Source organism: Mycobacterium colombiense (assembly GCF_001953985.1).
Lineage (GTDB): Bacteria > Actinomycetota > Actinomycetes > Mycobacteriales > Mycobacteriaceae > Mycobacterium > Mycobacterium colombiense_B.
Window position 1 is genome coordinate 319,554 of the sequence record NZ_MBEI01000079.1, and the last position, 9,094, is coordinate 328,647.

Sequence of the window (9,094 nt, forward strand, 5' to 3'; positions counted from 1 at the left end):
AATAGCTTCTCTGGTCGCATGTCGATCGGAAGGGCGGGTGCAATTGAGCGAGCGGTCCGAAAGCCGGCCGACGCCGCTACACGATTTGCGTGTCGTCGAGATCAGTGACCGGATAGCGGGCAGCTACTGCGGGAAGCTGCTGCGCGACGCCGGCGCGCAGGTGCATAAAATCGAACCGCCGCAAGGGGATTGGTTGCGGCGCTACTCCGCCAGCGCTTCCCCGGTTCCCCCGGGACGCAGCGGGCCGTTTTTCAGCTACCTCAACGCGGGCAAGCGCAGCATGACATTCGCCCCCGACTCGCAGCGCTATCGCGACGAACTGGCCGGCGCCGACGTCGTCGTGGTGACGGCGGGCCGGGAGGGCGCCGCGGCGCTGGGCATCGACCCACAACAGCTGCTGGAACGCTCGCCGCGGGCGATCATCGTCAGCATCTCCGACTTCGGCTGGGCCGGACCCTACGCCGACCGGGCCGCCACCGAGTTCACCCTGCAGGCGTGGGCGGGTTCGCCCGGCTTCCGCGGCGATCCGGCCGGGCCGCCGATCTCCATCGGCGGCGATCTGGGCGAGTACATGGGTGGCGTGTTCGCCGCGTTCGGCGCCCTGGCGCTGCGCCGTCGCGTCGAGCGCGGCGGGCCCGGCGAACACCTGGACCTGTCCATGCTGGAAGCGTTGACCACGATGCAGAGCAGCGAATGGCTGCACTCACAACTGCTGCGCGTCCCACCGATCCGGCGCACCACCGAGGTCCCGTCGATCGAACCCGCCAAGGACGGCTACGTCGGGATCACCATGGTCACCGGTCAGCAGTGGCTCGACTTCGCCGCGATGGTCGAATGCCCGCAATTGGAGGAGATCGAACAGCTGCGGTTTCAAATCGGCCGGTGGCAGTATCGTGACCTGATCCGCGAACAGATCCGTCCGTGGCTGGCCGAACGCACCGTCGCCGAAATCGTCGAACTCGGACAACTGTTCCGGCTGCCGATCGCCGCGCTGGGTAATGGCTCCACCATCCGGGAGCTGGAGTACGTGCGCGAGCGACAGGTCTTCACCCGCAACCCCGCCGGGTTCGATCAGCCCCGGCCGCCCTGGCTGATGTCGGTGTGTGCGCCCGCGCCCGTGGGTGACACGCCCCTTTGCGGTGAGGCCGATGACGAGTCTCCTTGGCGCCGTGTGGAATCCGACACCGAGCCCGAACTGGACGGGCTGCCGCTGGCCGGTGTGCGCATCGTCGACCTCACCGCGTTCTGGGCCGGCCCGGCGGCGACTCATCTGCTGGCCGCCTTCGGCGCCGACGTCGTCAAGATCGAGTCGGTCCAGCGTCCCGACGGCATCCGATACTCCGGCGGAATGCGCACCGACGTGGACGACTGGTGGGAGTACGGCTGGGTGTTCCACGCGATGAACACCAACAAGCGTTCGGTCACACTGGATTTGGGCTCCGAACAGGGGCGCCGCCTGTTCACCGAGTTGGTCGCCGGCGCCGACGTCGTGATCGAGAACTTCTCGCCGCGGGTAATGGAGCAATTCGGGCTCACCGACGATGTGCTGCGCGAGGTCAACCCGAAACTGGTGTTCGCCCGGATGCCCGCGTTCGGCGTCGAGGGCCCGTGGCGCGAACGCGTCGGGTTCGCTCCCACCATGGAACAGATCGCCGGCCTGGCCTGGGTGACCGGCCTGCCCGACGCGCCACCGGTGACACCGCGCGGGGCCTGCGATCCGCTGGCCGGTGTGCACGCCGCGTTCGCCGTGCTGGCCGCGCTGAACTTCGCCGAACGGACCGGGGCGGGCCAGCTGGTCGAGCTGCCGATGCTCGAAACCGTGCTCAACGCCACCGCGATTCAAGCGATCGAGTCCGAGGTCTTCGGCGTGACGCTGAGCCGTCGCGGCAACCGCGGTCACAGCGCGGCGATCCAGAACATCTACCGCTGCGCCGGATCCGACGACTGGATCGCGGTCACCGTTCGCGACGACGCGCAGTGGCGCGCGCTGGTGGATGTGATGGATGCACCGGCGTGGTGCGGCGATGACGAGTTGTCCGCGGTCGCCGGGCGGCACGGTCGGGCCGACGACATCGATGGCCGGCTGGCGGACTGGTTCGCCCGGCAGCCACTCGACCCGACGGTGGAGCGGTTGGCCGGCGCGGGTGTTCCCGCGGCCCCGGTGGTGTCGCCGTCCCTGGTCACCGACAATCCGCAACTGCGTGAGCGTGGTTTTTTCGAGTCGTTGCATCATGCGAGTACCGGCCTCGGCCTGTACCCCTGCCCACCGTTCGCTCGGCTCGCCGGTCAGGATCAGTGGCTGCTGCGGCCGCCGCCGAGGCTGGGCGAGCACAATGAAGAGATCCTGCGCGATAGGTGCGGGCTGACCGACGAAGAACTGACACGCCTCGCGACCGGCGGGGTGATCGGGACCCGACCCAAGGGCCTCTAGAGAAATGGAGGGCATGATGCGCGTAACGGTCGACGAGAACTTGTGCGAGGCCAACGGCTTCTGCGAATCGCTTGCGGCGGAAGTGTTCGAGCTGGGTGACGAAGACGTGGTGCAGATCGCGGACGGGCCGGTGCCGCCGCGGCTGGAAATCGACGTGCGCGCCGCGGTGGACCAATGTCCCAAGGCCGCGTTGCGCCTGCTGGACTGACCGCCGCTTAAACGCGCTGACTCAGCGCCGCTCGGTCAGCGAGATGGCCATCTCGTCGTAGATCGACATGTTGGTGGTCAGGTTCGGATGTGCCACCTTCGCCGGGCCGATCTCGATGTCATCGCAGCGCAGGAACAGCTCGTCGAGCACCGCGCGGAGTTCCGCGCGGGCCAGCATCGCGCCCAGGCAGTGATGCGGTCCGCCACCCCCGAACGCCACGTGGGGATTGGGCTGCCGGCTGATGTCGAAGGTGAACGGGGACTCGAAGACCTCCTCGTCGCGATTGGCCGAACGCAGTGTTGACACCACGCGGTCGCCCTTGGCGATGTGCTGGCCGTCCATCTCGACGTCGACCTTTGCGGTGCGCGTCCAGTAGGCCACCGGCGACGCCCAGCGCAGCACCTCCTCGACCGCGCCGGCCCGCAGCGCTTCATCCGCGCGATAGCGTTCGATCTGCTCGGGGTTGGCGACGAACGCCTGCAGCCCGATGGCCAGCGCGTTCTTGGTGGTGTCGCTGCCCGCGAAGGCCAGCACGAAGAAGAAGAACTCGAGTTCGTTCTCGGGCAGGCTGAACTGTTCGCCGTCGTCGCCGGTTATCACCGCGGTGGCCAGCGTGCTCCAGATGTCGTCTGTCGGGTTGCGCCGCTTTTCGGCGGTGAGCTCCATCGCGTAGCTGAAGACAGAGCCAAACAGCTCGAGTTCCACCTGTCCGCTCGGGCCCGCCTCGGGCGCAAGGGCCTTGAGGATGCGGTCGAAGATGTCGAATATTCGCGGCCGGTCCTCGTCCGGGATGCCGATGATGTCGCCGATCACCGTCATCGGTAGCGCGTCGGCGACGTCCTCGATCCAGTCGCCGCCGCCGTTGGCGAGCAGACCGTCGATCATCCGCGCCGCACGTGCCCGGATGCCGTTCTCCAGCTTGGCGATCGCACGCGGGTTGAAGGCGTTGGAGATCAGTTTGCGGCGCTTGTTCAAGTCCGGCGGGTCGAGCGTGATGATCGTCGGGGACGCCGAGAACATGGCGACCGGCTGGATGAGCGGGCCGTCGGCCGCGGTGAACGAGTCGGTGTCGCGGTGCAGGCGAACCGCGTGCCGGTGTTTGGTGGCCACCCAGAACTGGCGCCGGACGGTGTCGGCGACGCCAGGTGTCAGGTCGTGCTTGAAAAGTGGCATGTTGCGCCGCAGGTCGGCGAACAACTCATCGGGAAACCCGTTACGCCACAAGGCGAAGTCGGAAAGGTCCACCGCAGCGGCCGTCATGCGAACCCCCATTGGCTCAGGCGCCACGCGGCCACCCGCCGGCGTCGCGTTGACGTTCAATGTCTAAGATAGTAAAAATAGACTTTAGTCGTCGAAACGCGGTGAGGTAAGAGCGGCCCAAAGTGCGCCCGGCCGCGTGGGAAACGGAGTAATCGTGACCAATACGATTCCAGATTCAGACCCTTCGGAACGGGAGTTCGGCCCGGGCGGCATCGCCCTGTCGACCTACCGTTTCCCGACGGGCTGGTTCATCGTCGCCTTCGGGACCGATCTGGCGCCCGGCCAGGTCAGGCGCGCGCACTACTTCGGTGAGGAGTTGGTGCTGTTCCGCACCGCGTCGGGCCAGGTTCACGTGATGGAGGCCTACTGCCAGCACCTCGGCGCCAACCTCGGGGTGGGTGGCACGGTGGAAGGCGAAAACATCGTCTGCCCCTGGCACGGCTGGCAGTGGCGTGGCGACGGAACCAACGCGCTGATTCCCTACAGCAAGATCGGCTGTAAGAACAACGTCCGCATCCGGACCTATCCGAGCATGGAGTGGTACGGCTTCATCCTGGCCTGGCACGAGCGCCACGGCCGGGCGCCGTACTGGCAGCCGCCGGTGCTGCCGGAACTGGAAACCAACGAGTACTACCCGCTGCACCCGCACACCCAGATGCTCAACCGTGTCAAGGTGCATCCGCAGATGATCATCGAAAACGCCGCCGACCCCTACCACGTTCAGTACGTGCACAAGGCCGCCAACCCGGCGACCACGGCGTCGTTCGAGGTGGCCGGCTACCACCTGCACGCCACCGTCAACGCCCATTTCGGCGGCGGCCGGGCGCAGACGTGGCTGACCCCCAACGGTCCGGTCGACGCCAAGATCATCTACGACAACTACTCGCTGGGCCTGGGCGTGGTGCGCTTTCCCAGCGAGCTGGTGGCGACCGTGCAGGTCACCGGCCAGACGCCGGTCGACGAGGACTACACCGACTACTTCTACACCCAGGCGTCCGTACGCGAACCGGGCGACAGCGGTGACGTGCCCACCGGCCGCGCCGCCCGGTTCCTCGCCCTGCAGCAAGAGGTCATCAAACAGGACTTCTTCACCTGGGAGAACATGAAATACCTGGAGAAGCCGAACCTGGCTCCGGAAGAGGCGCACGACTACGCGGCCCTTCGTCGCTGGGCGCACCGCTTCTACCCGGGGGAGCAGCCGTCGCCCTCCGACTTCGGTTACAGCGCCGACGGCGAGCCCGACCCGGCGGCCGCGAAAGCCTGATGCCGCGGCCCTCCGATTACGGCGTCGACCGTTTCACCGTGCCGGCCGTGCTCGATCGCCGCGCGCAGCAGTACCCCGATCGGGTGATGATGTCGGTCGCCGGAGTCGACGTGACGTTCGAGCAGATGCGCCAGCGGTCCTGCGCGGCGGCAAACCTGTTGACCGACTTGGGTGTCGGCCCCGGTGACCGCGTCGCGTTGTTCACCGGCAGCTGTCCGGAATGGGTGTACTTCTGGCTGGGCGCCGCGCGGATCGGGGCGGTGAGCGCGGCGATCAACGCCGCGAACAAGGGCGACTTCCTGCTGCACGCTCTGCGGCTGTCACAGGCCAAGGTGATGCTGACCGACGCCGAACGCCACCCCCGCGCCGCCGAGGTCGCCGACGCAGCGGACTCCCTGACGAGCATTGTGGTGCAGGATGATTCACTGACCGCGATGCTTTGTCAGGACACCGACCGCGCACCGGCCAATAGCGCCGGGGGGCCGGGCGATCTCGGCTGCTTGTTCTACACGTCGGGCACCACCGGCCCGTCCAAAGCGGTCGCCACGACCTGGCACTACCTGTTTTCGGTGGCCGCGACCGTCTCATCGGCCTGGGAATTACGCGAGGGCGAGGTGCTGTGGACGGCGATGCCGCTGTTTCACCTCAGCGCGGCGCCCAGCATCTTGGCGCCCATGCTGGTCGGCGCAACGACGGTGCTGGCCGGGGCTTTTCACCCCGGCGCGGTGTGGGAGGACGTACGTGCCCGCGGTGCGATCGGATTCGCCGGCGCCGGGGCGATGGTGTCGATGCTGCGGAATCTGCCCCCCGACCCGGGCGATGCGCGGCTGCCGTTGCGGTTCATCTCCGCCGCGCCGATCGACGCGGACTCCTACCGTGACATCGAAAAGCGTTACGGCTGCCGCATCGTCACGATGTATGGGCTCACCGAGGCGTTTCCCATCGCGGTCAAGAAGCTGGCCGACGACGGGGTTCCCGGAACCTCGGGGCGGCCGAACCCCGATTTCGACGTGCGCATCCTCGACGAAGAAGGAAACCCACTGCCCGCCGACACCGTGGGTGAGATCGCCTGTCGGCCCAGGCATCCGCACGTGATGAGCGAAGGTTACGTCGGCGCGGATTCGCAACTGAAGCCGCATCCGGAATGGTTTCGCACCGGCGATCTCGGGCGCCTCGATCGCGATCAGAATCTGACTTATGTGGATCGAATCAAGGATGCGTTGCGCCGCCGCGGTGAAAACATCTCTTCGGTCGAAGTGGAGAGCGTTGTCATGCGCCATCCCGCCGTGGCGGAGGCCGCCGCGGTCGGCGTGCCCAGCGAGCTGGGGGAGGACGACGTCCTGGTAGTCATCACGTTGCAGCCCGGCGCCACAGTGGATTTCGCGGAACTCCTCGACTTCTGCGCGGCCCGCATGCCCTACTTCTGCGTGCCGCGATTCGTGGAGACCGTGAGCGAACTCCCCAAGAATGTGATCGGCCGGATTCGTAAAGACCTATTGCGCGAACGTGGCGTCAATCCGGGAACGTGGGATCGTGAAAGTAGGGGGTATATCGTTAGCCGTTAGGTTCCATTAATGTCACTTAATAGTCGTTGAGTTGCCTTAATGTTCCATCAGCCGATTGCTGGCAGTCATTTCCGAGAGAGGCTGGAAAGCGATGACCATGACTTATCAGGAACAGCAGATGCTCCAAGCCGTCACCGGGCGCGCTGCCATCCTGGACCTGAATGCTCGGCACAATCGGGCTTATTCCGACGGAAACCGCAAGCGCTGGATCGCGACCTTCCGCCATTCCGGCGCCAGCTACACCCGCGATGGCGAGGTGTTCGACGATCTGAGCGCGGCCTTCGATGGCGGTGATGGACAGCGCATGATCACCGTCGACCACGAGATCAAAGTCGACGGTGTCGATGCGGTCCAGCATTGTGTCGTCGTGCTGTTCGCCAGCATGTTCGGCGACATCACGCTGCGGGCCACGGGCACCTTCAAGGACAAGTTGATCTACGAGCGCGGCGGTTGGTATTTCACTTCCCGTGTGCTGGAATGGGATTCGGTCCCGAGTCGGCACCCGCTCGTCATGTGAGCGACACCGATACGTGGATCAGGATTTCAGTCAGCGGCTGGCCTTCGGCAGCTACGAAGATGCGCTGCGGATGGTCGGCACGACAAGCGAGCCCCGCACCGCGGCGACCGCGGTCAGCGCCGCACGCATCCAGTTGTTCGCCGCGATGGTCCGGGACGGCAATCGCTCGTACTGGGATTCAGAGTTCGCCCGGCAGCACTGGGGAGGCCTGCTGGCGCCGCCAGCGCTGTTGATGGGCTGGCTGATCGCACCGCCGTGGCAACCCGGGGGTCGCGGGACCGCTTCGTTGATCGCCCTGCGGGTGCCGCTCCCCGGTACCACATTCATCAACGCGGCCAACGAGGTTGAGTTCGGCGAGCCCATCGTCGAGGGCGACGTGTTGACCGTTGTCGACGAGCTGGTCTCGGTGTCACCGGAAAAGCGGACGCGACTCGGCGTCGGTCATTTCGTCGAGACGCTGGAGACCTTTCGCCGCCAGGACGGGACCGTGGTGGCCACCTGCCGCAATACCTTGTTCCGCTTCACTCCAGGAGCCTCGTGAGCGGCGACGGCCTGGACTGGAGCCAGCTCACCGTTCCGGTGGAGCTGCCGGAAGTGATCGACCACATCAGCTACCAGCGGGTGGTGGAAAACGCCGGAGCGACGTGGGACTATTTCCCGGGCCATTTCGATCCCGATTACGCTGCGGCTCAGGGGAATCCGACGATCTACGTCAACACGATGCACCTGGCGGGTTTCGCCGACCGGGTCGCGACGGACTGGGCGGGTTCGCGGTCGCGGGTGGTGCGCCGGTTCATGCGGCTGGTCGGGTCGGTGTATGCCGGCGACACGATGATCGGCCGGGGGCGGGCCGTGGCGAAGCGCCGGGACACCTCGGTGGACCCGCCGCGCTGCCTGGTCGACGTCGAAATCCAGGTGACCAATCAGCATGGCGCGCTCTGCTGCCCGGTCGAGCTGACCTTGCAGGTGCCCGAATCTTCCGGCGATGGATGACATTCCCGGACTGCACCTGGCGGTGTGCCGACGGTTCGGTGAGGCGGTCTGGGCGGCGGACGGCAAATGGCACCGGCCATCCCCGTGCGATGCGTGGGACGCCCGAGCGGTTCTCGAGCACGTGATCGGCTTTCATGATGTGCTTCTGTTGCGTGCCCTGGGATTGAAGCCCGACCGACCACCCGACGACCCACGGGCGCGGTGGCGGCTGACCTATGACGCGCTAGCAACGGCGTTTGAATCGGGTCGAGCGACACAGCTCGACGAGTACCGGCTGATGCCGAACCTGACCCGTGATGTCCTGGTTCACACCTGGGACCTTGCCCGCGCGGTGGGCGCCGATGACGGCCTGGACCCCGCGTGGTGTGAGCTGTTCTGCGCCGGCCTTCCGGAAGCTGCGCAGGCCTTGGCCGCGTCCGGGATGTTCGGTGCGCCGGTCCCGGTCGGCGACGAAAACGATGTGCAGGCCAGGCTTTTGGCGCGGCTCGGCCGCGACCCGGGGTGGGAACCGGCGATCTCATAGGGGGGCGGTAGCTATCCGCTGCGTATTAGTGTCTGAAGATCTGCGCACACCACCTTTGGGCCGGGGATCGAGCGAGGCCGTTTTTGTCGGTGGTGGCTGTCATGATGGCGTCATGTCTTCGACGGCATCTGCTGGCGCTGTGGTGGTGAGTCCGAGCGAGCGTGTTGAGGTGTTGTTCGAGGAGTGGGCGGAGTTGAGTGGTCAGCGCAATGCGATTGATGGGCGCATGGTGGAGATCGTGGCCGAGATCGATCGTGACGGGCTGTGCGGGGTGACCGGGGCGCGGTCGGTGCCGGCGTTGGTGGCGTGGAAGACTGGCTGCTCGCCGGCCAA

At 66.4% G+C, this 9,094-nt stretch carries 10 protein-coding genes; 9 read left to right on the forward strand and 1 reads right to left on the reverse strand.

Annotated features, from left to right (window positions below):
* Window positions 1-37: 37 nt before the first annotated feature.
* Together A5732_RS25520 and A5732_RS25525 are read left to right on the forward strand one after the other, a co-directional pair.
* Window positions 38-2,431 carry a CaiB/BaiF CoA-transferase family protein gene (locus A5732_RS25520; protein WP_076103628.1) on the forward strand — a complete coding sequence of 798 codons (2,394 nt, stop codon included), beginning with the start codon at window positions 38-40 and terminating at the stop codon, window positions 2,429-2,431.
* Between the two features lie 16 nt (window positions 2,432-2,447).
* The gene (locus tag A5732_RS25525; protein WP_064952371.1) at window positions 2,448-2,639 is read left to right on the forward strand and encodes a ferredoxin; all 192 of its coding nucleotides are present in this window, start codon (window positions 2,448-2,450) and stop codon (window positions 2,637-2,639) included.
* 21 nt (window positions 2,640-2,660) lie between these two features.
* Here the strand turns inward: A5732_RS25525 and A5732_RS25530 are convergent, their stop codons facing one another.
* Complete coding sequence (locus tag A5732_RS25530) at window positions 2,661-3,959, reverse strand: cytochrome P450 (protein ID WP_371915809.1); 1,299 nt, start codon at window positions 3,957-3,959, stop codon at window positions 2,661-2,663.
* A gap of 94 nt (window positions 3,960-4,053) precedes the next feature.
* Between A5732_RS25530 and A5732_RS25535 the strand changes: the two genes are divergently transcribed.
* The 7 genes from A5732_RS25535 to A5732_RS25565 form a co-directional block, all read left to right on the forward strand.
* Window positions 4,054-5,163 carry an aromatic ring-hydroxylating oxygenase subunit alpha gene (locus A5732_RS25535; protein WP_139334605.1) on the forward strand — a complete coding sequence of 370 codons (1,110 nt, stop codon included), beginning with the start codon at window positions 4,054-4,056 and terminating at the stop codon, window positions 5,161-5,163.
* A complete protein-coding gene (locus A5732_RS25540) occupies window positions 5,163-6,728 on the forward strand; it encodes an AMP-binding protein (protein ID WP_076103630.1) in 1,566 nt (521 codons plus the stop codon). Before A5732_RS25535 ends, A5732_RS25540 begins: the two co-directional genes overlap by 1 nt.
* Window positions 6,729-6,819: 91 nt before the next feature.
* Window positions 6,820-7,245, forward strand: a complete 426-nt coding sequence (locus tag A5732_RS25545) for a nuclear transport factor 2 family protein (RefSeq protein ID WP_064952374.1) — start codon at window positions 6,820-6,822, stop codon at window positions 7,243-7,245.
* A 13-nt stretch (window positions 7,246-7,258) separates the two neighbouring features.
* Complete coding sequence (locus tag A5732_RS25550) at window positions 7,259-7,786, forward strand: FAS1-like dehydratase domain-containing protein (protein ID WP_076103631.1); 528 nt, start codon at window positions 7,259-7,261, stop codon at window positions 7,784-7,786.
* The gene (locus A5732_RS25555; RefSeq protein ID WP_076103632.1) at window positions 7,783-8,238 is read left to right on the forward strand and encodes a MaoC family dehydratase; all 456 of its coding nucleotides are present in this window, start codon (window positions 7,783-7,785) and stop codon (window positions 8,236-8,238) included. The genes A5732_RS25550 and A5732_RS25555 overlap by 4 nt, the downstream gene beginning before the upstream one ends.
* Complete coding sequence (locus A5732_RS25560) at window positions 8,231-8,761, forward strand: maleylpyruvate isomerase family mycothiol-dependent enzyme (protein WP_076103633.1); 531 nt, start codon at window positions 8,231-8,233, stop codon at window positions 8,759-8,761. Before A5732_RS25555 ends, A5732_RS25560 begins: the two co-directional genes overlap by 8 nt.
* Window positions 8,762-8,873: 112 nt before the next feature.
* Window positions 8,874-9,094 (forward strand): DUF222 domain-containing protein (locus tag A5732_RS25565; RefSeq protein WP_142256675.1); only part of this gene is annotated, 221 nt, incomplete at its 3' end.

Bases quoted from the DNA above. Each gene is read 5' to 3' on its own strand.
- A5732_RS25525 (WP_064952371.1), top strand. From the start codon at position 2,448: ATGCGCGTAACGGTCGACGAGAACTTGTGCGAGGCCAACGGCTTCTGC.
- A5732_RS25540 (WP_076103630.1), top strand. From the start codon at position 5,163: ATGCCGCGGCCCTCCGATTACGGCGTCGACCGTTTCACCGTGCCGGCC.
- A5732_RS25545 (WP_064952374.1), top strand. From the start codon at position 6,820: ATGACCATGACTTATCAGGAACAGCAGATGCTCCAAGCCGTCACCGGG.
- A5732_RS25560 (WP_076103633.1), top strand. From the start codon at position 8,231: ATGGATGACATTCCCGGACTGCACCTGGCGGTGTGCCGACGGTTCGGT.